Source organism: Stutzerimonas tarimensis, from assembly GCF_042648805.1.
Lineage (GTDB): Bacteria > Pseudomonadota > Gammaproteobacteria > Pseudomonadales > Pseudomonadaceae > Azomonas > Azomonas tarimensis.
In genome coordinates, this window is record NZ_JBHRXZ010000016.1 from 96,478 (window position 1) to 119,367 (window position 22,890).

The window sequence follows — 22,890 nt, forward strand, 5'->3', positions numbered from 1 at the left end:
TCAGCCGGCGGTGCGCAAGTGCCCCACCGCCTCGTTGAGCGCCCGACCGACCTGCTGCAATTCTCCCGTCGACGCCTCCAGGTGCCCGCTTTCCCGGGCGCTGGCTTCGGCCACGTCACGCACCCGCTGCATGCTCTCCCCCACCTGCGCCGCCACGGCGCTCTGCTCTTCGGCGGCCGCGGCAATCTGCTGGCTCATCTGCTCCACCCGGGACACGGCCTCGGTGATCTGCGCCAGCGCCTCGGAGGCTTCTGTCGCCAGTTGCACGGTTTCCTCGGTCAGGTCGCGGCTGCCCTGCAGGCGCCCGGCGGCCTGTTCGCTGACCTGCCGCAACTGCGCGATCATGCTTTCAATCTCGCTCGTCGACGCCTGGGTACGCTTGGCCAGCCCCCTGACCTCATCGGCCACCACGGCGAAGCCGCGACCATGTTCCCCGGCCCGCGCCGCTTCGATGGCAGCGTTGAGTGCCAGCAGGTTGGTCTGTTCGGCTACCGCCTTGATCACCTCCAGCACCTTGCCCATCGCCGCGCTTTCCCTGAGCAGCAGCCCCATGGACTCCGAGCAACCGGCCATTTCCCCGGCCAGTCGGGTGATCCGCTCGCCTGCCCGGCGCACCAGCTCATCGCCCCGGCGCGCCTCGCTGTCGGCCTGCCCCACGGCCTGGCTTGCCACACCGGCGTTGTGCGCCACCTCCTGCGCAGTCGCGGCCATCTGCTCCATGGCTGCGGCGGCCTGTTCGGTTTCCTGGCGCTGCTGGGCCACGCCACGGCTGCTGCGGCCGATCACCTCGACCAGACTGTCAGCCGCCCCGTTGAGCTGCCCGACGCCACTGCCGATGCGCCCGACCAGCGATCGCAGGCTGCCCAGCATGCCGCTCACGGTTTCCAGCAACTGGCCCATCTCGTCGCGTCGGGGTTCGACGGGCGGCGCTTCGCTCAGGTCCCCCGCGGCCACCCGTCGCGCCAGGGCAACGGCCTGCCGCAGCGGCTGGACGATGGAGTGGCGGATCACCAGGCTGGCGACGATGCCAAAACCAAGCGCCAGTAGCGTGATGAGGCCCAACTGCCCGTGGAGACGCCCGCTGGCAGCCTCGAACGTCCCGGCCTGGGCCTGCTCGGTGACCGCCAGCCAGTCGCCGACCCGCTCGGCGGTGGCGCTCATCGCCGCTTCGGCCTCTGCGGCCAGGGCCTTGCTCTGGACGAACTGTTCGAACGCCTCGCGGTAGGCGCCCAGCGCGGCGCTGGCTTCGGCCAGGGATTCTCGCTCCGCCCCTTCGACACGCAGCGCGAGGTTATCCAGCGCCGAGACCAGCTCCATCATTCGGCTTTCCCAGTCGCTGCGATAGCGCTCGGCCCCGTCGAGGGTGAAGTACAGCTCGCTGTCACGCAGATTGGTCAGGCGGTCGCGCAGCATCGCCGCCTGCTCCAGCTGCTCCACGCGAAGACCGTCGGGCAGCTCCTGGTCCATCACCTTCAGCCGCAGCCCATCCAACTGATCCAGCAGTACCACGGCAAAGCTCGATCCGACCGTCTGAGCCATGTCCTGCATGCGCAGGCGCGCCCGGCGAGCGGTCTGCTGCGATTCGGCATAGCGGCGGAACTCGTCGAGATAGGCATGGGAAGCCGCTTCGATGTCGGTGTCATCGGCAGCTTCCAGCGCCCGGCTTTCCAGGTGTCGGATCAGCCGCTCGGTAATCGCCTCCACCTCGGTCGCCGCCTCGGGCGCCAGCGACAGGCCGAATGTCTTTTCGCCGATCCGGGCACGCTGCATCAGGGACTGGATGTCTGCCGCGCTGCGAATCTGCTCGCTGCGCTCCTCCACCACCTGCAGGGAATAGAACGCGGTGGCCGCAACGCCCAGGGTAGAGAGCAACACCAGGCCAAAGCCCAGGGACAGTTTGCCGCCCACCGGGAGATTGCCAAGCAAGTGTTTGATCATGGTTTGTTCCTGTCGCATCAGGCTTTTTCTTGTAATGAGTGGCCTCGCACAACGCGCCGAGGCTAATGGCATAAAGCCACAATTCGCCGCGCCGGACCAGCCGCCTTTGCCGATACGAGGTATCGCCAACGGCGATGACACCCCGCGCGCCTTCTTGCAGCCGTAGCGAACGCCTGCCCTGCCCGTCCGCCTGAAGTATCGCGCTACGTGATACCAGCAATCCGGACAAGCGATTTGTGCAATCCCCGAGCCCATGCCAGTTTTTCGAGTATCGATCCCCCATGGCGCTTGCGCGGGGCGTCGATTCCGGCCGGCGCCGACCGCTGGAGCAGCCCGCTATCAACCAGAACAACAAGAGATGCGCAATGCCACAGATCACCCGAGTCGCCCTCAGGCTCCGTCCTCCGCCTGCCCCGCGCCGTTGCAACGCTTCCCTGACGATGCCAGGCGTTCTGCGCCAACCCGATTGTGCCGGCTCACCCTTGCGCTGCCGGAACACCCGGGCGAGCCGTCGCGGACCTTAACGCCGCGGCCAGTGAAGACGATCGCCCTGCCGGGGCTGCCGCAGAGCCAAACACACCAATAAGGAAAACAATCCATGTTCCGTTATTTCCCCACCAATTATGTCTGGAACCTCTCCGTCTGCCTTGCCATGGAAATGGGGGCGAAGATTGGTGAGGTCGTCGAGATGTGCGAGCCGCTGATGGAGGCTTCCAAACAGCCCGACGCCGCCGGCACCCAGGCGTTTCGCGAGACCTGGGCGAAGATGGCCGACAAGCTCTGTGAGCTGGCCGCCGAAGACGAGGAACGCGGCCGCCTGCTTTCGGCCGGCGAAAAGTACAACCGCGCCGCCACCTACTACCTCACCTGCGAGCGCCTGCAGGCCCACGGGGCACCCGGCCGTGCGGCGCTGTACCAGCGCTTTCAGGAGGTTTTCCAGCGCGGCGTGCTGCTCTCGAAGGAGAACTGCGAGCGGGTCGAGATCCCCTACGAGGGCAAGGTGATCTCCGGCCTCTATGTGCGGGCCGAAAGTGTCGAGGGCTGCCAGCCGGCGCTGGTTCAGCTGAACGGCCTGGACTCCACCAAGGAGATGAAATACCGCGTCGGCATGCCTGCCTGGCTGGCCAAGCGCGGCGTCGCTTCGCTGATCATCGACCAGCCCGGCACTGGTGAGGCGCTGCGCCTGCATGACCTCAAGGCACGTTATGACGCCGAGCACTGGGGCAGCGTGGTGTACGAATGGCTGGCCGCCCGCGACGACATCGACTCTGCGCGCATCGGCTGCGAAGGCGTGTCCCTCGGCGGCTACTACTGCCCCCGGGTGGTCGCCATGGAGCCTCGCTACGCCTGCGGCGTGGTCTGGGGCGCCAACCACGACTGGCGCGACGTGCAGAAGCGCCGCCTGGAGAAGGAAGGCAGCTTCCCGGTGCCCCACTACTGGGAGCACGTGCGCTGGGTCTGGGGCGGCAACGACATCGAGGAATTCATGCAGATCGCCGAGAACGTCCACCTCGACGGGGTGGTGGAAAGGATCAAGGTGCCCTTCCTGGTCACTCACGGCGAAAAGGACTCGCAGATTCCGCTCAAGTGGGCGCACCGCACCTACGAACAACTGGTGAACAGCCCCAACCGCGAACTGAAGATCTTCACCGAGCGCGAAGGCGGCATCCAGCACTCGAGCTTCGACAACTCGATCAACGCCGGTCACTACATCGCTGACTGGGTGGCCGAAGTCCTGGGCGGCCGCGTGGCCTGAACAACAAACACAACAAGAGGATTCATTGATGAAGATTATCGGCCCTGATTACCTGGTGTTCGGCGTGGACGACGTCGACGCCTGTACCCAATACATGACCGACTATGGGCTCAAGCCCATCGACGTGACAGACAAGGGCGGCCGCCTGGAGGCGCTGGACGGCACCGGCGTGGTCATTCGGCACCGCGACGACCCTAGCCTTCCGCGGGCCATGGAAACCGGCACCATGCTGCGCGAGACCGTCTACGGCGTGGCCGACGAAGCCAGCCTGCAGGCGCTGGAACAGGAGCTGTCGAAAGACCGCACCGTCACCCGCGGTAGCGATGGCGTGCTGCGCTGCCAGGATGACATGGGCTTTGCCCTGGGCTTCCAGATCACCACCCGCCGCGCCCTGGACCTGCCAAGCGAACGGGTCAACGCCCCCGGCGACCAGCCCCAGCGCCCGGCCAACGAACTGGGCTGCACCAACGACCTGCCAGCGCTGCCGCGCAGCCTGTCCCACGTGGTCTACTTCGTGCCGGACTTCGCCAAGGCAGAGGCCTTCTACAAACGCATCGGCTTCGTCTGCACCGACCGCTTCGTCGGCGTCGGCCCTTTCCTTCGCCCGGGTGGTACCCTGGATCACCACACCCTGTTCCTGATCCAGACCCCGCCGTTCATGAAGGGCATCGAGCACTTCACCTTCCACATGGGCGGCCCCACCGAGGTGATGACCGCCGGCTACCGTTTCGTCGCCAAGGGCTACGAGTCGTTCTGGGGTCCCGGGCGCCACCAGCTGGGCTCCAACTGGTTCTGGTACTTCAACAGCCCTCTGGGCTGCCACGTCGAATACGACGCCGACATGGACCTGCACGACGACAACTGGACCGCCCGCGAAGCCCCGCTGGGGGCGGACGCCTCCCAGTACTTCCTGTTCGAGCACCGCCCCAAGTGGGCACCGGGCGGACCCGGCCCGGCCCAGCAGCACTGATCCTGTCCCCCTGATGGGGGGGCGCTGGCGCCGTGGCAGTGCCCCCGTACGCGTAGCTCACCGGGCCCGGAGCCGCCAATCCGCCGGACCGGGTCGATGGGATTACGGGATGCTCAAGATCATCGCTTCGTGAATTTACAACGGGTGTGGAAGGTACCGTAGGAACGACAAAGCCGCCCCGTGGGGCGGCTTTGGCAGTCTTGCTCAGCGAGAGGGCGACCGGAACCGAGCTCGGCCACCGCCCCGCTCAGAGGCTACAGTTCTTGATCGTATGAAAGCTGTAGGCCAAGGCCAATAGTCCACTGAACTGACGGTCGATGGGCTTGATCGGGCCATCGCCGGTCTGCTCGCAGAAGTCAGTGACAATCACCAGATAATCCTTGAAATCCTTCGGTGACTTGACCACCCGCTGCGTCTCCATTCGCAGCGTCCCATCCTCGCTGTTTTCTTCCGGCGGCATCACCACGGGAGCGCTTCCCGCTACCAGACCATGACCCAGCGAGGGCTTGGTTGAGGCACAGCCTGTCAGGAGTGTGATGGACAAAGCGGCGGCGGCAACAGCATGGATGGCCTGTGGCATGTCGGTTCCTTTGCGCGAGCAATTAATCAGCGTGAGCGAAATAGAAAAGACTGAAACAGATGTTTCAGGCGGCGAAAAAGTGACGCCATTATCACTACGACCATTTCGACACCCCAGTACCGTCCAGCGGTAAAGCAGGATTAATCTACAAACGGTATGAATTCTTGTTCAAGTTGTAGTGCGTCTTCCCTGACCGCCCTTTGCTAGGCCCAACGCTCGGCGGCTCAAGACAACGGAGCTTTCCCGCTCTTGGCTTCAACGCGTCAAGTAACAGGACCCTGGTTATAGCGGCTAAAAGCCATTATTGAACGGAGCTGATGCTGCTTACATGACGCCATTCAAGTCATTGATGGCAATTTGATATTCTCCGCCGCATATCGAAGCGCCGAGCGAGCGAAACCTTCTGAGCGCGCAGAAGGCAGGGTGTCTACACTGATTCCAGCCCTACCCTGATAATTACAAGGAATCGCCATGCCCTATTCGCCCGATCTGGTTTCGGAAATCGATGTCCTCGCGCTGTTTGATCTGGACAACCATCTCAGCGGCGTGAAAATCCGCCATGACGCCCGTCCAGACGCTATTGCCGCTGCCAGGCGGCTCCATCAGAAGGGTCTGGTGACTCAGCCGGACGGAGGGTATCTAACCGACCTGGGCCGCGATGCGGCGGAGCATGTGCAGGGGCTGATGCTCATACTCACCCAGCCCGAGCAGGTCAATTAGGGGCATCGCTCACCGCTCTTCATTCATCGGCCCCCTTCCCGTTTTCAATGGCCTGCGCCGACAACAGCGTGGGCCTCAAGTGCATATCCGTTCGTCGGATTTATACACTCCTCCCAGTTCAGGCTTTCCGAGCGTTGTTCATTTTTTTGGCGACTTTTATTTGGCTGAAATTCTGACCTCCTTGCTCCTGGCGGCCTCGGCCGCGACATCATTTCAACATTACCCGGCAATTCATTATGTTATTTTCTCTCGCCCGCTAAATTCGACGTTTTAATGACGTCAAAATTATTTAGCTTCGCGGCTCTCTTTCTTTTATAACTCTCCTCTCGCAGCCCACACGCTACCCAATCGTGGCGAACTGCTGCGGATAGCCCTGAGCCAGAGCGGCTCGATCAGGCTCCTTGTTTTTTTGAAGGGCTTTTGCCCTTTGCAGTATCAAGTTCTGGAGAGGCGAAATGTCCATCGTAAGTGTACGGAAAGTGCTTGTTCACTCCATCGCCATGGCGGCAATTCTGGGAAGCGGCGCGCTTCCTGTAAGCGCGCTGGCAGCTAGTTCACCCATCGCCCTGGTCGGGGTCAACCTCGCCGGCGCGGAATTCGGCAGCAAACGGCCGGGCGTGCATGGCAAGGACTACATCTACCCGTCCGAGTCGCATTTCAAGCGCTACGCCGAGCTGAACATGAAACTGGTACGCCTGCCGTTCCGCTGGGAACGCATCCAGCCGCAACTGGACGCAGGCCTTGATGCGGCCGAGTTGTCGCGGATGATTCAGACCCTCGACCGTGCCCACAAGCATGACGTCAAGGTCATCCTGGACATGCACAACTATTACCGCTACTTCGGCCACCTGATTGCCACCGATGAGGTTCCGATCAGCCAGTTCGCCAATACTTGGCGACTGCTGGCGCAGCGCTTGGTCAACCACCCGGCAGTGTATGGTTATGGCTTGATGAACGAGCCCTACAGCACCAACGGTTTCTGGCCTGAAGCTGCCATGGCCGCCGCCAAGGCGATTCGCACGGTGGACAAGGAGCGCTGGGTCTTCGTCGCGGGCGACCACTACTCCAACGCCCATGCCTGGGCACGCTACAACCCCAACCTGGTGAACGATCCCTGGATGCGGGACCCGAAAAACAACCTGGTGTACGAAGCGCACATGTACATCGACATCGATAATTCCGGCCGCTTCAATGATCGCGACGCGGTGTACGAACCGGATGTCGGGGTGAAAAAGCTCAAGCCCTTCGTGGATTGGCTCAAGCAGCACAACCTGCGTGGGTTCATCGGCGAGCACGGCGTGCCGGACTTTTCACCCTCCGGAATAGTAGCCACCGACCGTGTGCTCACGTACCTGCGCGAGCACTGCATCCCCAGTACCTATTGGGCAGGAGGCTCCTGGTGGGGCAGCTACGCCCTGGCCATCGAGCCCCGTAGCGACGGAGAGCGCCCGCAATTGCCCATGCTCCAGGCACAGGCAAACACCAGCCACAGCTGCAGCACTATCGGCCCCGGCCAGTAAAAGCTGCACCAGGCCCCGGTCGCGACCCTGCGGCCGGGGCTTTTCTCATCCCGGATTTTCCATACCGTCGTCTGCTGGCGAGCTGGATGGCTCACAAATGATCAAGAGCGGCGATTCACCAGCGCGCCTGCCGCGCCTTGGGTGTTATGGGTAAACCAGATCACTCGACTGGCGCCACGGGTGATGGCGACATAAGCCAGCCGCGCGGTTTCGTCGCGCATCGCCTGGTCATAACTGCTGCGGAAGAAGCCGGACCTGGCGTAGAGCGCATTGCGAAACGGGTGCGCGGGCGGCGGCTCGCAGTCATCGAGGATGATCGCCACTTCCGCCTGCAACCCCTTGGCACGGTGGATGGTCAGTGCCCTGACCGGTAGCGCCGGGTCGAGCCTGGCCTGGATGCGCTTGAGCGCGTCGTTGCCGCGGCTCAGCAGCAGGACGGCAGTTTTTTCGTCTGTGTGGCGCAGGCTGCACTGGGCCGTCACCTCTTCGAGCAAGGCATCCATGCCCGTGCGAAGGTCGAACCCTGGCACCAGCTTGACGCCATGATCCCCGGGCCCTGTGACTTTCGCGGCCCGGCAGTTCTTGTCCTGCTTGCAGGAAACCTCCGCCAGCATGCGCGCCGCGTCCTCCATGACAGGTGCCACCGAGCGGTAGTTGGTTTCCAGACGCAGCACCCTGCTCTTCTTCAAGCGTCCCTTGCCCGGAAAGTGGCGGTCGAAGTCCAGGAAAAGCTCCGGCGAACTGCCGCGCCAGCCGTAGATCGATTGCCAGTCGTCGCCAATGGCCATGAGACTCACCGCCTGGCCCCGGCGCGTCAGCTCACGCTGCGCCGCCTGCAACCAGAGTACGATCTGCGGGGAAATGTCCTGGAATTCGTCGATCAGCAGATGGCTGAAGGGTATCAACGCGGTCTCGCCGAAGCTGCTGCCATTGTCGCCAAGCGTCTCGGTCAGCTGCTGGAATCCGTGATTGAAGGTCATCAATCCCCGGGCAGCGAGCTGCTCGTTGAAACTGCGCCAGAAGAGTGCCAGCGCCTCGGCGAAATCCTCTTCCACCCCGCTCATCCCATCGCCGGTCAGGCACTCCGGGCGCAAGCCGATGCTTTCGGCGAAGCCCGCCTGGACCTGGAACGCCTCGAACAAGGGCAGCGCGCGGAACTCACCTGGCAATCGATAAAGGTTCAGTGGCGCCTTGCCCGCCGGCTTTCCGGACGCAGGCGGAGGCGCGCCGAGCAACCGATGCACCCGCTCGCGGAAGTCGGCGTTCTCGGCGTAGCAGGACTGGTAAGTCTCCTTGAGCACGGCACGCTGGGCGCTACCGGTTGCCAGGCTGTCGTCGGGCTCGCCGCTTCGACCCCGACCGGACTGTTCGAACCAGCGCGGATCACCAAGCGCCTGCCGGGCCATCATGCCCATGGCCGAATGAAAGGTGCGTACACAGCGGCGCGCGCTCGTCTCATCGAAGGGATAGGACCAGAACTGCAGCAGCTCGACCAGCTTGCCCCGCAACTCGGCGCAGGAGGCGTTGGTAAAGGAAATGACCGTCAACCGCTCGGGCGCGACCTTCAGGTGACAGAGCATGAATACCACGCGAAGCAGCAATGTGGAGGACTTGCCCGAACCGGCCCCGGCAAACACCCGCGCCACCGGATGCTCACAGGTGATCATCGTCCATTGCTCATCCGAAGGCTCTCCCAGCAGCCCCTTGCCCACTGCAGCCTTGACCTGCTCGCGCATCGCCTGGATCTGCCCGGTTGTTACCGATAGCGGGGACGGCCCATAGATGCCCTCGCTGGCGGGCTGCGCTCGTTTCGCGCGAGGTTTTGCCGCCCCTTTGGCACGGGCCTTGGCCGTCGCCTTGCTCTTGACCCTGCTGGTAGCGCCGGAGACCAAGGGGGCATTCGGGTGGGGATAGGCATGAGACAGGGCCGAGCCATGCTGCTCGCGCAGGTAGGCCGAAGTCCGGGGAAAGCATGCCCTGAGAGTCGCTGTGAGCAGCGCGCGGTAGCGCTTGACGGCGGACAACATCGTGACGGTCCTGGGTGCCCGAGGCTAGAAGCGCTCACCGGGTGCCAGATAGCGCCACTGCCCCGGCGGCATCTTGCCCATCGGGACGCCTCCGATACGGATGCGCTTGAGCGTTCGTATCGTCAGACCGACGCCTGCACACAGCGTGTGGATCATCCCGGGGGCAACCTGTTTCAGGGCAAAGCGCAGGTGGTGCTCGTTCTGCCAGCTGACCTTGCAACCGCGCCCTTCATTGAGCCGGGCCAATCCACCAGGACTGATCTGCCCCCTGACCTCGGCGACATATTCCTGCTCGATGCGTGCCGAATCATCGTTGAGTTTGCGCAGAGCCCGCCAATCCTGGCTGAACACCGCAAGGCCGCCGGCGCCTGCCTGCAGCGGCAGCGCCGCGCTCAACCGCGCAAAGTGTCCCTTGAGCACCCGCTGCCGGCTCACATCAGCGCTCCAGTGACTGTCGACGCGAATCAGCTGGCTCGCCTCGCCGGCATAGCCAACCGGCACATTGAGCAGCAGGGTCGCAGGCTCCAGGGGTTCGGCCACGGCTCCGGGCAGCAGTTCGACACCTTGTCCTTCGACGGGGTACTGAGGCAGATCCACCACCGCCCCATCGACGGTTACCCAGCCGCCCTCGATGTAGAGCTCGGCTTCCCGCCGGGAGCAGCCGGTGAGCTGGGTGACGCATTTGGACAGGCGAATGGAATCGGACATGGGAGGCAACCTTGAGAGGGCCGATATTGTAGCACTCCGCTTGGCAGGCGCATGCCTGGCGCATAGACTGTACACATATACAGCACAGTGGGAGCCAATGATGGCCGTCGAAGTGGTTTATCGGAGCAGCTGGGACCCGGAGCGTTTGTTCATGGATAAAGCAGAAGCCGATCGTCACGACAAGATGCTGGAACTGGCCGATGCGCTGGCCTCGGCATTGCAGAGGGCCGTGCCCTCGTTGTCCGAACAACAGGCGGAGGAAGCCGGGATCTTCATGGCCCGACACCGGGATCAGTTCGCCAAGGCGTTCAAGCAGAACCTCGAGGCTTTGGCCGAAGTCGGTGAACCTGCGGAAACGGACTGATTCAGAGCCGGTCGAAGCGATATCCCGACCGGAGCCGCGCTTCCCATGAAAGTCGCCTGCATTGCCCTCGCCGCGCTGATCCTCGCTGGCTGCGCGGCCTCGCCAACTGACTTCAGCGAACACGAGACCCAGCTCGCTGCGAAGGTCCGGGCCTATCCCGCCTCGGCCGTCGCACCTGGCAATACCGTCATCGGGCCGGTTCGCAGCGTGACCTGTGACAGCGGCTCCTTCAGCCGCTTCCCTGGTACCGAGGGCGAAGGGGTCTGGCTGTTGAAGCTGGAAACCGCACGCCTCGGAGGCAATGCCGTGGTCCAGTACTCCTGCCGCACTCGAGGCTTCGACCCGGCCAGCGGTTGCCGGGAATCCAAGCGCTGCGAAGGCAAGGCAGCCAGACTTGATTGATGCCTACCCTCTGCCAGAATCAAAGGGTGAACCTGACCATGGCCAGCCAGGTCTGAACCAGAGAGACCTGAGACGCGGAGGATGTGATGGGAGCGGGCGAAAGCGAACAGCACGTGGAGCAACGGCAGTTTCATGCACTGCGTGCCCACGTTGACGAGATGGTTGCCTGTGGCGCCTCCATCGATGGTCGGGATCCACTGAGACTGACCTATGCCGGCGTGCCCCACTGGGTCGAACAGGGCATGCTGATCAGTGATCTTGGTGCCACGCTCGAGATGGAGGGGTTTGCCCATGATGCCTGGCACTGAGCAGGCTCGGCGACACCCCGCCCCAGTGTTTCGTGCGGATGAATCACCGTTGAATGACCTGGACGAGTCCGAGCAGGAGGCCGACGTCCTACCCGACGAGGTGGAGCTGGCTGAAGCGCTTGAGCAGGCCGATCAGGAATCTCCTGCAATGGATCCCGCCCAGCCAGGGCCTGACGCGCTCTGAGCCAGTCAGGCCTTGGCCGTCAGTAGCTGGGTAAGCACCGCCCGCAGCTTGCCTGGCTTGACCGGCTTGTTGAGCAGCGGCACGCCCTGGGCGTGCAGTTCGCGCAGGCACAGGTCGCTGCGGTCGGCGGTGATCATCGCCACGGGAATCTCACTGGCAAAGCGCTGGCGCAACTGCTTTATCACATCGGAACCGACAACGCCGTCATCGAGGTGGTAGTCAGCCAGGATCACCTCTGGCGGCCGCTCCTGAAGCACCTCGAAGGCCTCTCGCTCATCCCTGGCCGTCAACACGCTGCAGCCCCACTGCCCCAGGAGCGCAGCCATGCTCGTCAGAATGCTCGCCTCGTTGTCGATGACCAACACACGACACCCGGGCAAGGGATCGCCCAGCGAAGGCAGTGGACGTGACGGGATATCGGGGGCGGGCGCCAGCGCGGCGCTCGGCAGATCCAGCCAGAAGGTCGAGCCCCGGCCGACTTCCGACCGAACCTGGACCCGGTAATCGAGGATCCCGGCGATCCGGTCGACGATCGCCAGCCCCAGGCCCACGCCCTTGCGCTCGTGCCCGCGCTCGAGGTCGAGCTGGTTGAACTCCAGGAAGATCGCTTCGAGCTGATCCGCGGGAATACCCCGGCCGGTGTCGCGCACCTCGATCCTGATCTGATCGCCGCGGCGGCGTGCGCCCAGCAGGATGCCGCCCTCCTGGGTATAACGGCAGGCATTGCTCAGGAGGTTGCGCAGGATCCGGCTGAGCAGGCGGCCGTCGGTACGCACCGCCGCCTCGGGAAATCGCACCTTCAGACGGAGCCCGGCCGCCTCGGCGACAGACTGGAATTCCGAAGCCAGCGGCGACAGCAGCTCGTCCAGGCTGTAGGTGTCCAGATCCGGCTTGACCGCGGCCTGGTCGAGCCTGGAGATGTCCAGCAGGTCCGAAAGCATATCCTCGGCGCTCTCCAGCGCCTGGTGCGAGCGCTCGATGAGCACCTGCTCGGCGAGCGGCAGGTCGCGCTCGCGCAGCGTGGAGATCAGCAGCCGAGCCGCGTTCATCGGTTGCAGCAGGTCATGACTGGCAGCAGCGAGAAACTTGTCCTTGCTGCGATTGGCGTCTTCGGCAATATCCCGCGCCTCGCGCAACTGAGATTCCATCCGCTCACGCTCGGCGATTTCCTGCTGTAGATGACGATTGGTCGACAACAGCTGCTCGGTTCGCTTGGCGACACGCTGCTCCAGCTCGTCGTTGAGCTGCAACAGGCGACGCTGGGCCTGCTTTCGTTCGGTGATATCGGCGACGAAGCCTTCGACCAGATCGCCTTCGTCTGGCTTGTACAGCAGGTTCATCATCACGTCGACAGCGCTACCATCCTGGCGCAGCAGACGCGTCTCATAGCTGAACAGCCCGTGCTTGTCGCGCAGGACCTGGCGGATGTGTCCCAGCTCGCCGGCCCCGCCGGCGAACAGGCGCTCGACCAGGTCGGCCCGCGCCACGATCTGCGCCGGCTCCTGATATCCAAGCATTCGGGCAAACGCCGGGTTGGCGGCACAGATGGCTGCGTTCAGGCGCGCCTGGAAGATGCCGTGAACGGCATGTTCGAACAGCCACTTGTAGCGATTGCGCTCCTGCTCCAGTTCATCGAGCCGAGCAGCTAGTTCCGGGTAGTAGCTCTTGCGGACCGAATGGCTCCCCAGCCCGAGCAGATCGGCGACGTCGGCGGGGTCAAAGGGCTTCGCCATAGACAACCTCGACGTCCCGCTGGGTCGACTGGCGGGGATTGGTCAGAATGCAGGGGTCGGCCATGGCATGCCGAGAAAGAAAGGGAATGTCGGAGCTGTCGACGCCGTGCAGGCGAAGCGTTTCTTCGAACCCCACGGCGCGCTTGAAGGCAATCAGGTGATCCACCAGCCGTGCGCGGACCTGGGGCGGAGTCAGACCGCGGCAATCGATGCCGAGCGTTTCAGCCACGATCCGGAAGCGCTCCGGTGCAGCGTTGAAGTTGAAGGCAACCACATGCTCGACCAGCGCTGCGTTGCACAACCCGTGCGGCAGGTCGAGGAACCCGCCAAGGCTGTGGGACATCGCATGTACCGCTCCGAGAATGGCATTGGAGAATGCCAGGCCAGCCTGCATGCTTCCGAGCATGATCTTTTCGCGCAGCTCGATATCGCTCGGGTTGGCGATCATCGCCACCAGGTTGCCGTTGATCAGCCGCATGGCCTCGAGGGCATGGGGATCGGTCAGCGGCCCGTGTCCGGTGGAAACGAAGGCCTCGATCGCATGAACCAGGGCATCGATCCCGGTACAGGCGGAGAGAAAGGGATCCATGCTCGCCGTGGTTTCCGGGTCGATCAGCGACACGTCCGGAACCACTGCCTTGCTGACGATGGAAAACTTCACCCGCTCCACCTGATCGGAAATGATCACGAACTGCGAGACGTCCGCCGATGTGCCTGCCGTGGTCGGAATCAGGATCAACGGCGGGCTGGGCATGCGGATGGTGTCGACGCCCTCGAACTCGAGGATGTTGCGACCATGGGCGGCGACGATGCCGATCCCTTTGGCACAGTCCATCGGGCTGCCACCGCCGACCGCGACGATCACGTCGCAGACGCTGGTGCGGTAGAGGTCGGCCCCGAGCATCACCTCATCCACCCGGGGATTGGGCGAGACGCCGGTGAACACTACATGTTGGATGCCCTGCTGATCGAGGCTCGCCAATACATCACCGACCCAGCCCGCCGCCTGTACGCCCGGGTCCGAAACCACCAGTACCCGTCGCGCGCCAAAGGTCGAGGCGTAATTACCTACCGAATGGCGAGAGCCAGCCCCGAAGATGATTTCCGGGCTGACGAACTTGCGAAGTGCGGTTATCGAAGACATACGGCTCGGTTGTTCTTAGGGGATCGCTAGTGACAGCCTGCCTATCGGCAGGTCGTCATCTCTTCGCGCCGATCGTTGGGCGGCGCCTGACGGCGATGGTACTGCAAGGCGCTCAGGGCTGCGAGCCGACGGCGAGCCGCTCACAACAGTCTTTGGTAGAAGCGATACTCGCGTTCAAGGGCATCGGCAAGATTGGCTGCCTGGCGGAAACCGTGTCGCTCACCGGGATAGAGCCTGTACTCCACCGGCACACCACGGACCCGCAGCGCTTCGACCATCGACTCGGTCTGCGCTGGCACCACCACGGCATCCTGGCCACCCTGGAAGAAGATCACCGGCGCCGTGATGCGGTCGGCATGGCAGAGCGGCGTCCGCTGGTGATAGCGCTCGGCATCCTGCTCGGGGTCGCCGATCAGCCAGTCGAGATAGTCGCCTTCGAACTTGTGGGTCGCGCGGCGCAAGCTCAGCGGATCGCTGACGCCATAGAGGCTTCCGCCTCCGCGAAACACCGAGGCAGACGCCAGTGCGCAGAGTGCGGTGTAGCCGCCGGCGCTGGAGCCTCGAATGAAGACGCGCTGCGGATCGATACGCTGCTGATCGGCCAGATACTCGACGAGCGCACAGGCGTCCTCCACTTCCAGCCTGCCCCACTCCCCTTTCAATTGCATACGCATGGCTCGACCGAAGCCACTGGAGCCTCGATAGTTCAGGTCGGCCACGGCAAAGCCGCGCTGGGTCCAGAACTGGATGCGCGGATCGAACACCGGATAGCAGGCTGAAGTCGGCCCGCCATGCACGAAGATCACCAGCGGTGGAGCACCGGCCCCCTGATGAGCGATGTTGCGTGGGGGGTAGAAGAAGGCGTGCGCCCACCCTTCGCCGCTGGCGAAGTGAAGCGGCTGCGGACGCGACAACTGGGCCTCGGCCAGGGGCTGTTCGCCGCCGGTGACCAGGCGCAGCTCAGCGGATATCCGATCGATGGCAATGATGGCCGGGAGCCGATCCGGCGCAGCGGCAATGGCATAGAAGCAGCGATCATCGGCAGTGAGCTGCCGGAAACGGCTGAAGGCCGTGGCGAGCCGCCGGGCGCCAGGCCCCTCCGTCAACCAGAGCTCCCCGAACCCGTCATGAAAGCGGGTCGCTAGCCATTTCTCCTCAGCCAGGGGCAGGTAGGTCGAGGCGCCCAGTTGCCAGGGTGCCGCGGCATGGTCGGCAAGCGCCACCGGCGCGCCTGGCGATGCCTCGCCCAGAGGCATCCAGCGGCCCTGATCCCAGACCCAGGGTTGCCACCAGCCGGCAAGGTCGCTGAGCGCATGGAGACGCCCGTCAGGCGCGAAGCGCGGTTGCTGTATCGACTGGTCGCGAGCACCGCCGGCAATGCAACGGGGGGCCGTCCAGCCGCCAGCCGGGTCGCGTTCGGCCAGCATCAGGCGGGTCGCGGTCCAGGGCTGGTCCGGGCGGCTCCACTCGACCCAGGCCAGTTGGTTTCCCTTGACGCTGGGGCAAGGCGCCGCATAGAAGTCGGCGCCTTCGGCTATCACGCTGCGCTGCCCCTCGACCAGACTGAACGCCACCAACCGATGCACGGCGGTCGCAGAGCTTCGGTCTTCCTCCACGGCAAGCAGTGTCTGGCCGTGGCGGTCAAGGCACAGCGCAGCGTACCGGCAGTGAGCAGCGCTGGTGAGCAGCGCCGGCGCTGCGACCGGATCGGTAGCCTGCCGGTAGATCTGCTGATCCCGGCCATTGACGAAGGCCACGCCCGTTTCAAGCACGCACAGCGCACCCCCGCCATATTCATAGACCCGGCTGCCGAGGGAGACCCCCTCCGGGGTCAGGCAGCGGCTGCCCTGGTCATCCTGGAACCAGAGGGTCGAGCGGGCGTCGGCAGGGTCGTACTGCACCCAGTACAGACCACCATGGCCGGCGGCCAGCTCGGCGAAATCACGGCTGGCACTGGCGGCATCCTCGGCGGTCCAGTCGCTGGGCCAGTATCCATAGGGTAGTTCGTTCACATGGCTCCAGGCCTGGTGGCCGGCGAACCTCAGCTCCTGCAGATCAGCCGGGACGCCTTCTCGTTGCGATATTGCAGCGTTTCAGCCGTTGCGCTGACGGTTTCTGCCTCCCGTCGCGCCTGCAGGATCAGCTCGTGATGCATCGACTTGCCACATACCGGATCAGCGTTGCTGGCGTCGCCGGTGAGCATGAAAGCCTGGCAGCGACAGCCACCGAAGTCCCGCTCCTTCTCGTCGCACGAGCGGCAGGGCTCGGGCATCCAGTCTTGGCCGCGGAAACGGTTGAAACCGAACGACTCATACCAGATATGCGCCAGGCTGTGCTCACGGACGCTGGGGAAGGCGACCGGGAGCTGGCGCGCGCTGTGGCAGGGCAAGGCAGTGCCGTCCGGGGTGATGTCCAGGAACAGGCTTCCCCATCCATTCATGCAGGCCTTGGGGCGCTCTTCGTAATAGTCCGGGGTGACAAAGATGAGCTTGCACGGATGATTCTGCGCCGCCAGCTTTTCGCGGTACTCGTTGGTGATGCGCTCGGCCCGTGCCATCTGCGCCCTGCTTGGAAGCAGCCCGGCCCGGTTCAGCTCGGCCCAGCCATAGAACTGGCAGGTGGCGAGTTCGACGAAGTCGGCCTCCAGTTCCAGGCAGAGCTCGATGATCTCGTCGATGCGATCGATGTTCAGCCGATGGGTGACGAAATTGAGCACCATCGGATAGCCGTGGGCCTTTACCGAACGGGCCATGGCGACCTTTTGTGCATAGGCCTTGCCACTGCCGGCGAGCAGGTTGTTCAGCTCCTCGTCAGCGGCCTGGAAGCTGATCTGGATGTGATCCAGCCCGGCCTCGGCGAAGGCCGCGACCTTGGCGTCGGTCAGACCGATGCCGGAGGTGATGAGGTTGGTGTAAAACCCCAGATCACGGGCCGCGGCGATCAGCTCAACCAGATCCTGGCGAACCAGTGGCTCACCGCCGGAAAACCCCAGCTGCGCGGCACCCATCGCGCGCGCTTGGCGAAACACCTCGATCCACTGGGCTGTGCTGAGCTCTTCGCCCTGCCGGGCGAAATCCACCGGGTTGGAGCAGTATGGGCATTGCAGCGGGCAGCGGTAGGTGAGCTCGGCCAGCAACCAGAGCGGCGGCCCCACCGCGCTTTCACTGCAGTTCGATCCAGAAGCGTTCATTGGCTACCTCGAATAACGCCAGGATGTCCTCGGCGATCCCCTCCGCCTCGGGAAAACGGGCCTGCAATTCGGCGACGATGGCGCCGATGCTGCGCTGGCCGTCGACAAGCTTGAGGATCTCGCCGGCACTCTCGTTCAGCTTGATCATGCCTTCGGGATAGAGCAGCACATGGCAGTTTTGCGCTGGCTCCCACTGAAAGCGATAACCGCGCCGCAGCTTAGGCACCTGGGTCAGGGCGACTTCAGGCCCGGACATGCTGAACTCCGGGGCAAGGGGTTCGTGCACGATGCAGAAGAATGTTCAAAGAGCGATCCCCCGGTGCCAGACACGCTCGTCTGTGACCGTGTGGTAGGGCGGACGGTCAAGTTCGTAAGCCATGCTCATGGCATCCAGCATGCTCCACAGAATGTCCAGCTTGAACTGCAGGATGTCCAGCATGCGCTCCTGGGCCTCTCGCGTGTCGTAGTGAGCCAGGGTAATGCGCAGGCCGTGCTCGACATCGCGCCGGGCTTCCTTCAACCGCTTGCGGAAATAGTCATAGCCCGAGGCGTCGATCCAGGGGTAGTGCTGCGGCCAGGCATCCAGCCGCGACTGGTGAATCTGCGGCGCGAACAATTCGGTCAGCGAGCTGCTGGCCGCCTCCTGCCAGCTCGCCCGCCGGGCGAAATTGACGTAGGCATCGACGGCGAAGCGCACGCCTGGCAGGACCAGCTCCTGCGACAGGATCACTTCGCGGTCGAGGCCCACTGCCTCGCCCAGGCGCAGCCAGGCTTCGATACCGCCCTCTTCGCCCGGCGCACCATCGTGATCGAGGATTCGCTGGACCCACTCCCGCCGCGTCTCGCGGTCCGGGCAGTTGGCCATGATCGCCGCGTCTTTCAACGGGATGTTCACCTGATAGTAGAACCGGTTGGCCACCCAACCCTGGATCTGCTTGCGCGTTGCGCGCCCCTGGTACATCGCCATATGGTAGGGGTGATGAATGTGGTACAGCTCGCCTTTGGCGCGTAGCGCCTGTTCGAACTCGCCGGGTGTCATGGCGGGCCGGTTCATGGGCTTCCCTCGCAGAGTGGACGCGATACGGCGGCGCGGGGCGACAATCGGCGCCGCGCCTGCCGATCGTTGTCAGAGTTCCATTTCCATCCCGTCCCAGGAGACTTCTACGCCCTGAGCGGCCAGTTCGACGCGCTCGGCGGAGTCTTCGTCCAAGATCGGATTGGTGTTGTTGATATGGATGAGGACCTTGCGCTGGCGCGGCAGGCGCTGCAGCGCCTCGAGCATGCCGCCCTCGCCGCTCTGGGGCAGATGGCCCATCTCGCGGCCGAGCTTGGTGCCGACGCCGGCGTGGATCATTTCATCCTCGCGCCAGAGCGTGCCGTCCACCAGTACGCAGTCGGCGTGGCCCATCAAGTCCAGCAGCGCATCGTCGACCTGACCCAGGCCCGGGGCATAGAACAGAACGCCCCCGGTGCGGCTGTCCTCGACCAGCAAGCCGATGTTGTCGCCAGGATGGGGATCATTGCGGTGGGGCGAATAAGGCGGCGCCGCACTGCGCAGCGGAATCGGCGTGATGCGCAGCGCCGGGCAGGCCTCGACGGTGAACGCCTTGTCCAGTTCGATACGCCTGCGGTTCAGGCCGCCATTCCAGTGTTCGAGCATGTTGAACAGCGGAAACCCGCTGGTGAGGTCCTGGTGGACCATGTCGGTGCACCAGACATCATGCGGGCAACCCTCGCGCAGGGTAAGCAATCCGGTGGTGTGGTCGATCTGGCTGTCGAGCAGGATCAGCGCGCGAATGGCAGTGTCGCGCACGTCGCGGGCGGGCTGGAGAGCGGGAAAGGACTCGATCTGAGCCCGGATATCGGGCGAGGCGTTGCAGATGATCCAGTTGACGCCATCGTCAGACAGGGCGATGGAGGACTGTGTACGAGGCTTGGCGTTGAGCGTGCCTTCGCGCAGGCCGCGGCAGTTGCGGCAGTTGCAGTTCCACTGGGGGAAACCCCCACCGGCGGCGGAACCGAGAATACGGATATGCATGGGAGCCCCAACAAACAGCAAGCCCCGGAAGATCCGGGGCTCTTGTTAATCAACGATTGGCGAAGTACATGGTGACTTCAAATCCAATGCGCAGGTCGGTAAAGGCTGGTTTGGTCCACATGGGCGAATCCTCTGTTATGGGCCGATATATTCCGGCGAGGACAGTTATGCACCCTCCGGCTTCACGACCCAATGGTACTTTGGAACGAGTTATTGCTTACGTTGGTATCTGACGCCCATCACCGCCAGGAGTGCCCCTTTGCTGGCCCGGTGTTTGAGCAGATGTGACAGGCTCGGCGTGCGTGTCCAGGCCCAACGGATGGGGTCGGCAAGCACCCACCAGAAAGAAAAAACGGCGCGCCGAGGCGCGCCGAAAGCATGACAGGAGAAAGTCGCTCGAATCAGAAGAAGCCCAGCGGGTTGATGTCGTAGCTCACCAGCAGGTTCTTGGTCTGCTGATAGTGGTCGAGCATCATCTTGTGGGTTTCACGGCCGACACCGGACTTCTTATAGCCGCCAAAGGCCGCATGCGCCGGGTACAGGTGATAGCAGTTGGTCCATACGCGACCGGCCTTGATGCCGCGGCCCATGCGGTAGGCACGGTTGATGTCACGGGTCCAGACGCCGGCCCCCAGGCCGAACTCGGTATCGTTGGCAATCGCCAGCGCCTCGGCCTCGTCCTTGAAGGTGGTCACGCCCACAACCGGCCCGAAGATCTCTTCCTGGAACACGCGCATCTTGTTGTGGCCCTTGATCAGGGTCGGCTGCACGTAGTAACCGCTGGCCAGGCTGCCTTCGAGCTGCTCGGCGGCACCACCGGTGAGGATCTCGGCGCCTTCCTGCTGGGCGATCTCCATATAGGAGAGGATCTTGTCGTACTGCTGTTGGGACGCCTGGGCGCCGACCATGGTGTCGGTGTCGAGCGGGTTGCCGCGCTTGATCTGCTTGATCTTCTTCATGACCTCGGTCATGAACGCGTCGTAGATGGACTCCTGGATCACGGCTCGCGACGGGCAGGTGCAGACCTCACCCTGGTTGAAGAACGCCAGTACCAGGCCCTCGGCCGCTTTCTCGATAAAGGCCGGCTCGGCCTGCATGATGTCTTCGAAGTAGATGTTCGGCGACTTGCCACCCAGTTCCACGGTGCTCGGGATGATGTTCTCGGCGGCGCACTTGAGGATGTGCGAACCGACCGGAGTGGAACCGGTGAAAGCGATCTTGGCAATGCGCTTGCTGGTGGCCAGCGCCTCGCCGGCCTCGCGGCCGAAGCCCTGCACCACGTTCAGCACGCCGGGCGGCAGCAGGTCACCGATGATTTCCATCAGCACGGTGATCGACAGCGGCGTCTGCTCGGCGGGTTTCAGAACGATGGCGTTACCGGCGGCCAGCGCCGGAGCCAGCTTCCAGGCGGCCATCAGCAGCGGGAAGTTCCACGGAATCACCTGGCCGACAACACCCAGCGGCTCATGGAAGTGATAGGAGGCGGTGTGCTCGTTGATCTCGGCAGCGCTGCCTTCCTGGGCACGGATGCAACCCGCGAAGTAGCGGAAGTGGTCAACAGCCAGCGGCACGTCGGCATTAAGGGTTTCGCGCACGGCCTTGCCGTTGTCCCAGGTTTCGGTGACGGCGAGCAGTTCAAGATTCTGTTCGATGCGGTCAGCGATCTTCAGCAGGACCAGCGAGCGTTCCTGGACCGAGGTGCAGCCCCAGGCATCGGCGGCCGCATGGGCGGCGTCCAGGGCCTTGTCGATATCTTCGGCGCTGGAACGCGGGAATTCGGCGATGACCTCACCGGTGACCGGGCTGGTGTTGACGAAATACTCACCCTTGACCGGGGCCACGAACTCGCCACCGATGTAGTTGCCGTAGCGCTGTTTGAAGGAAACGATGGAACCTGCGGTACCGGGTTGAGCGTAGATCATGGTCATGGCCTCTCTTGTCTTGTAGAGCGACACTGGCCATAGCAGCCAGGTCATGGTGCCGATCTTTGCAGCCGCCCCGACGACGAGAAATGCGCCGATGGCATAGGTGCGGTTGTCCTTTGGTAGTACGCGACCAGCCCTGAACAAGGTAGCAGCGGATTGCCGAAGCGGCTTGGGAAGTGTTCCGGCGGCGCCAGCGCAAGGTACTTTACGTGGGCGCCAGCCGAAGACGTAACCCAGCGAATCGGGCTCGGCATTTCTGGGACATCACCGCAGTCGGCGCGCTGGACAAGGTGGTCATCAAGTTCCGCCGCGAAGGCACTGAAGTCGAGGTGCTCGGCCTGAACGAGGCCAGCGCCACCCTCGTCGACCGATTCGGGGTACACGACAAGCCCGAAGGCATCGACCAGATTATCGGCCACTGACCCGGATCATGGGGGCGGATGCACGTTGGTCTATCCTCTGTGCAGAGGTGACACGAGCCCTCAAGCGCTCCCGCTGAACACCATTAGGAGAGATGAATGCCCAATGTGATGGCTTGTATCGACGGCTCTCCGTCTTCCCGCGCCGTCTGCGACTGCGCGCTGTGGGCGACCCAGCGCTTGGACGCGCCCTTGACCTTCCTGCATGTGCTGGACCGCAACCAGTACCCGACCGATACCAACCTGGCCGGAAACATAGGCCTTGGCGCCCGCGAGCACCTGCTCAACGAACTGGCCGCCCTCGACGAGCAGCGCAGCAAGCTGGCGATGAAACAGGGCCGGCACCTGCTGGAGGACGCGCGCGAGTATGCGGCTGGCACCGGCATCAAGGATGCTCGCCTGCTGCAACGCCATGGCAGCCTGGTCGATACGCTGCGTGAACTCGAGGGCGACATTCGCCTGGTGGTCATCGGCAAGCAGGGGCAAGACAGCGAAGACCTCGGGCACCATATCGGCAGCCAGCTCGAGAGCGTGGTGCGCACCCTGCACCGGCCGATTCTCGTCACGCCGCCGGAGTTCGAGGCGCCGCGCAGCGTGCTGTTCGCCTTTGATGGCAGCCCGACGACGCGCAAGGGAGTCGAGTTGCTGGCCGCACGGCCGCTGGTCAAGGGCCTGCCCATCCACCTGGTGATGGTCGGCGCGCAGACAGGCGATGCCGAAGCACAGCTGGAGTGGGCGCGACAGCATCTGGTCGACGCCGGTTTCGATGTGCATACGGCCATTCGCGCCGGAGACGTGGAAGAAACCCTGCTCGCCTACCAGGCCGAACAGGATCTCGATCTGGTCGTGATGGGCGCCTATGGACATTCGCGGATTCGCCAGTTCCTGGTGGGCAGCACCACCGCCAACATGATCCGCCACATCGGTACGCCGATGCTGTTGTTGCGCTAAGGGTGCGCTGAAC

The 22,890-nt window shown here is 63.8% G+C and carries 21 protein-coding genes and 2 pseudogenes; 10 read left to right on the forward strand and 13 right to left on the reverse strand.

Annotated elements, in window-relative coordinates; all coding sequences use genetic code 11:
- Complete coding sequence (locus ACFOMF_RS05805; protein WP_386362186.1) at positions 1-1,938, reverse strand: methyl-accepting chemotaxis protein; 1,938 nt, start codon at positions 1,936-1,938, stop codon at positions 1-3.
- A 598-nt stretch (positions 1,939-2,536) separates the two neighbouring features.
- Here ACFOMF_RS05805 and ACFOMF_RS05810 point away from each other — a divergent pair.
- Together ACFOMF_RS05810 and ACFOMF_RS05815 are read left to right on the forward strand one after the other, a co-directional pair.
- Positions 2,537-3,694, forward strand: a complete 1,158-nt coding sequence (locus ACFOMF_RS05810; protein WP_386362189.1) for an alpha/beta hydrolase family protein — start codon at positions 2,537-2,539, stop codon at positions 3,692-3,694.
- A 28-nt stretch (positions 3,695-3,722) separates the two neighbouring features.
- Positions 3,723-4,664 carry a VOC family protein gene (locus tag ACFOMF_RS05815; RefSeq protein ID WP_386362192.1) on the forward strand — a complete coding sequence of 314 codons (942 nt, stop codon included), beginning with the start codon at positions 3,723-3,725 and terminating at the stop codon, positions 4,662-4,664.
- Positions 4,665-4,911: 247 nt separating this feature from the next.
- Here ACFOMF_RS05815 and ACFOMF_RS05820 read toward each other — a convergent pair whose 3' ends face one another.
- Positions 4,912-5,244 (reverse strand): hypothetical protein, encoded by a 333-nt coding sequence (locus ACFOMF_RS05820; protein WP_386362195.1) that lies wholly within the window; start codon positions 5,242-5,244, stop codon positions 4,912-4,914.
- Positions 5,245-5,715: 471 nt separating this feature from the next.
- Here ACFOMF_RS05820 and ACFOMF_RS05825 point away from each other — a divergent pair, with 471 nt between their 5' ends.
- Both ACFOMF_RS05825 and ACFOMF_RS05830 read left to right on the forward strand, forming a co-directional pair.
- Complete coding sequence (locus ACFOMF_RS05825; RefSeq protein ID WP_386362197.1) at positions 5,716-5,964, forward strand: TIGR02647 family protein; 249 nt, start codon at positions 5,716-5,718, stop codon at positions 5,962-5,964.
- 566 nt (positions 5,965-6,530) lie between these two features.
- Positions 6,531-7,484: pseudogene (locus ACFOMF_RS05830) on the forward strand (glycoside hydrolase family 5 protein); the annotation flags it as partial.
- Positions 7,485-7,585: 101 nt separating this feature from the next.
- On the opposite strand, the gene ACFOMF_RS05835 reads toward ACFOMF_RS05830, so the two are convergent.
- Together ACFOMF_RS05835 and ACFOMF_RS05840 are read right to left on the reverse strand one after the other, a co-directional pair.
- Positions 7,586-9,511: a UvrD-helicase domain-containing protein gene (locus tag ACFOMF_RS05835; protein ID WP_386362200.1), complete on the reverse strand. Its 1,926-nt coding sequence runs from the start codon at positions 9,509-9,511 to the stop codon at positions 7,586-7,588.
- A 24-nt stretch (positions 9,512-9,535) separates the two neighbouring features.
- Positions 9,536-10,219: an RNA pseudouridine synthase gene (locus tag ACFOMF_RS05840; RefSeq protein ID WP_386362202.1), complete on the reverse strand. Its 684-nt coding sequence runs from the start codon at positions 10,217-10,219 to the stop codon at positions 9,536-9,538.
- 100 nt (positions 10,220-10,319) lie between these two features.
- Here ACFOMF_RS05840 and ACFOMF_RS05845 point away from each other — a divergent pair, with 100 nt between their 5' ends.
- From ACFOMF_RS05845 to ACFOMF_RS05860, 4 genes are all read left to right on the forward strand, one after another.
- Positions 10,320-10,583, forward strand: coding sequence for a YebG family protein (locus tag ACFOMF_RS05845; RefSeq protein WP_386362205.1), 264 nt, complete (start codon positions 10,320-10,322; stop codon positions 10,581-10,583).
- A 45-nt stretch (positions 10,584-10,628) separates the two neighbouring features.
- Positions 10,629-10,985 (forward strand): hypothetical protein, encoded by a 357-nt coding sequence (locus ACFOMF_RS05850; protein WP_386362208.1) that lies wholly within the window; start codon positions 10,629-10,631, stop codon positions 10,983-10,985.
- A gap of 86 nt (positions 10,986-11,071) precedes the next feature.
- Positions 11,072-11,293 carry a hypothetical protein gene (locus tag ACFOMF_RS05855; RefSeq protein WP_386362210.1) on the forward strand — a complete coding sequence of 74 codons (222 nt, stop codon included), beginning with the start codon at positions 11,072-11,074 and terminating at the stop codon, positions 11,291-11,293.
- Positions 11,294-11,342: 49 nt separating this feature from the next.
- Positions 11,343-11,477: a hypothetical protein gene (locus tag ACFOMF_RS05860; RefSeq protein WP_386362213.1), complete on the forward strand. Its 135-nt coding sequence runs from the start codon at positions 11,343-11,345 to the stop codon at positions 11,475-11,477.
- 5 nt (positions 11,478-11,482) lie between these two features.
- Here ACFOMF_RS05860 and ACFOMF_RS05865 read toward each other — a convergent pair whose 3' ends face one another.
- From ACFOMF_RS05865 to exaC, 9 genes are all read right to left on the reverse strand, one after another.
- Positions 11,483-13,210 (reverse strand): PAS domain-containing hybrid sensor histidine kinase/response regulator, encoded by a 1,728-nt coding sequence (locus ACFOMF_RS05865; protein WP_386362215.1) that lies wholly within the window; start codon positions 13,208-13,210, stop codon positions 11,483-11,485.
- The gene (gene ercA, locus ACFOMF_RS05870; RefSeq protein WP_386362218.1) at positions 13,194-14,354 is read right to left on the reverse strand and encodes an alcohol dehydrogenase-like regulatory protein ErcA; all 1,161 of its coding nucleotides are present in this window, start codon (positions 14,352-14,354) and stop codon (positions 13,194-13,196) included. The genes ACFOMF_RS05865 and ercA overlap by 17 nt, the downstream gene beginning before the upstream one ends.
- 140 nt (positions 14,355-14,494) lie before the next feature.
- Positions 14,495-16,366, reverse strand: coding sequence for an alpha/beta hydrolase family protein (locus tag ACFOMF_RS05875; RefSeq protein WP_386362221.1), 1,872 nt, complete (start codon positions 16,364-16,366; stop codon positions 14,495-14,497).
- A 29-nt stretch (positions 16,367-16,395) separates the two neighbouring features.
- Entirely contained in the window at positions 16,396-17,544 is a 1,149-nt protein-coding gene (gene pqqE, locus ACFOMF_RS05880; RefSeq protein WP_386362224.1) for a pyrroloquinoline quinone biosynthesis protein PqqE, read from the reverse strand.
- Positions 17,516-17,800: a pyrroloquinoline quinone biosynthesis peptide chaperone PqqD gene (gene pqqD / locus ACFOMF_RS05885; protein ID WP_386362227.1), complete on the reverse strand. Its 285-nt coding sequence runs from the start codon at positions 17,798-17,800 to the stop codon at positions 17,516-17,518. The genes pqqE and pqqD overlap by 29 nt, the downstream gene beginning before the upstream one ends.
- A 45-nt stretch (positions 17,801-17,845) precedes the next feature.
- Positions 17,846-18,598, reverse strand: coding sequence for a pyrroloquinoline-quinone synthase PqqC (pqqC, locus tag ACFOMF_RS05890; protein WP_386362230.1), 753 nt, complete (start codon positions 18,596-18,598; stop codon positions 17,846-17,848).
- 72 nt (positions 18,599-18,670) lie between these two features.
- A complete protein-coding gene (gene pqqB, locus ACFOMF_RS05895) occupies positions 18,671-19,582 on the reverse strand; it encodes a pyrroloquinoline quinone biosynthesis protein PqqB (RefSeq protein ID WP_386362232.1) in 912 nt (303 codons plus the stop codon).
- 49 nt (positions 19,583-19,631) lie between these two features.
- Positions 19,632-19,703, reverse strand: a complete 72-nt coding sequence (pqqA, locus tag ACFOMF_RS05900) for a pyrroloquinoline quinone precursor peptide PqqA (protein WP_003253598.1) — start codon at positions 19,701-19,703, stop codon at positions 19,632-19,634.
- 280 nt (positions 19,704-19,983) lie between these two features.
- A complete protein-coding gene (exaC, locus tag ACFOMF_RS05905; RefSeq protein ID WP_386362726.1) occupies positions 19,984-21,504 on the reverse strand; it encodes an acetaldehyde dehydrogenase ExaC in 1,521 nt (506 codons plus the stop codon).
- A 254-nt stretch (positions 21,505-21,758) separates the two neighbouring features.
- Between exaC and ACFOMF_RS05910 the strand changes: the two are divergent.
- Positions 21,759-21,929: pseudogene (locus tag ACFOMF_RS05910) on the forward strand (STAS domain-containing protein); the annotation flags it as partial.
- A gap of 96 nt (positions 21,930-22,025) precedes the next feature.
- Entirely contained in the window at positions 22,026-22,877 is an 852-nt protein-coding gene (locus ACFOMF_RS05915) for a universal stress protein (RefSeq protein ID WP_386362235.1), read from the forward strand.
- Positions 22,878-22,890: the final 13 nt, after the last annotated feature.

What these genes read in the sequence shown, in the direction of transcription:
- ACFOMF_RS05805 (WP_386362186.1), bottom strand. Translation starts at nt 1,938, where the DNA reads ATGATCAAACACTTGCTTGGCAATCTCCCGGTGGGCGGCAAACTGTCC.
- ACFOMF_RS05810 (WP_386362189.1), top strand. Translation starts at nt 2,537, where the DNA reads ATGTTCCGTTATTTCCCCACCAATTATGTCTGGAACCTCTCCGTCTGC.
- ACFOMF_RS05815 (WP_386362192.1), top strand. Translation starts at nt 3,723, where the DNA reads ATGAAGATTATCGGCCCTGATTACCTGGTGTTCGGCGTGGACGACGTC.
- ACFOMF_RS05820 (WP_386362195.1), bottom strand. Translation starts at nt 5,244, where the DNA reads ATGCCACAGGCCATCCATGCTGTTGCCGCCGCCGCTTTGTCCATCACA.
- ACFOMF_RS05825 (WP_386362197.1), top strand. Translation starts at nt 5,716, where the DNA reads ATGCCCTATTCGCCCGATCTGGTTTCGGAAATCGATGTCCTCGCGCTG.
- ACFOMF_RS05835 (WP_386362200.1), bottom strand. Translation starts at nt 9,511, where the DNA reads ATGTTGTCCGCCGTCAAGCGCTACCGCGCGCTGCTCACAGCGACTCTC.
- ACFOMF_RS05840 (WP_386362202.1), bottom strand. Translation starts at nt 10,219, where the DNA reads ATGTCCGATTCCATTCGCCTGTCCAAATGCGTCACCCAGCTCACCGGC.
- ACFOMF_RS05845 (WP_386362205.1), top strand. Translation starts at nt 10,320, where the DNA reads ATGGCCGTCGAAGTGGTTTATCGGAGCAGCTGGGACCCGGAGCGTTTG.
- ACFOMF_RS05850 (WP_386362208.1), top strand. Translation starts at nt 10,629, where the DNA reads ATGAAAGTCGCCTGCATTGCCCTCGCCGCGCTGATCCTCGCTGGCTGC.
- ACFOMF_RS05855 (WP_386362210.1), top strand. Translation starts at nt 11,072, where the DNA reads ATGGGAGCGGGCGAAAGCGAACAGCACGTGGAGCAACGGCAGTTTCAT.
- ACFOMF_RS05865 (WP_386362215.1), bottom strand. Translation starts at nt 13,210, where the DNA reads ATGGCGAAGCCCTTTGACCCCGCCGACGTCGCCGATCTGCTCGGGCTG.
- ercA (WP_386362218.1), bottom strand. Translation starts at nt 14,354, where the DNA reads ATGTCTTCGATAACCGCACTTCGCAAGTTCGTCAGCCCGGAAATCATC.
- pqqE (WP_386362224.1), bottom strand. Translation starts at nt 17,544, where the DNA reads ATGAACGCTTCTGGATCGAACTGCAGTGAAAGCGCGGTGGGGCCGCCG.
- pqqD (WP_386362227.1), bottom strand. Translation starts at nt 17,800, where the DNA reads ATGTCCGGGCCTGAAGTCGCCCTGACCCAGGTGCCTAAGCTGCGGCGC.
- pqqC (WP_386362230.1), bottom strand. Translation starts at nt 18,598, where the DNA reads ATGAACCGGCCCGCCATGACACCCGGCGAGTTCGAACAGGCGCTACGC.
- pqqB (WP_386362232.1), bottom strand. Translation starts at nt 19,582, where the DNA reads ATGCATATCCGTATTCTCGGTTCCGCCGCCGGTGGGGGTTTCCCCCAG.
- exaC (WP_386362726.1), bottom strand. Translation starts at nt 21,504, where the DNA reads ATGATCTACGCTCAACCCGGTACCGCAGGTTCCATCGTTTCCTTCAAA.
- ACFOMF_RS05915 (WP_386362235.1), top strand. Translation starts at nt 22,026, where the DNA reads ATGCCCAATGTGATGGCTTGTATCGACGGCTCTCCGTCTTCCCGCGCC.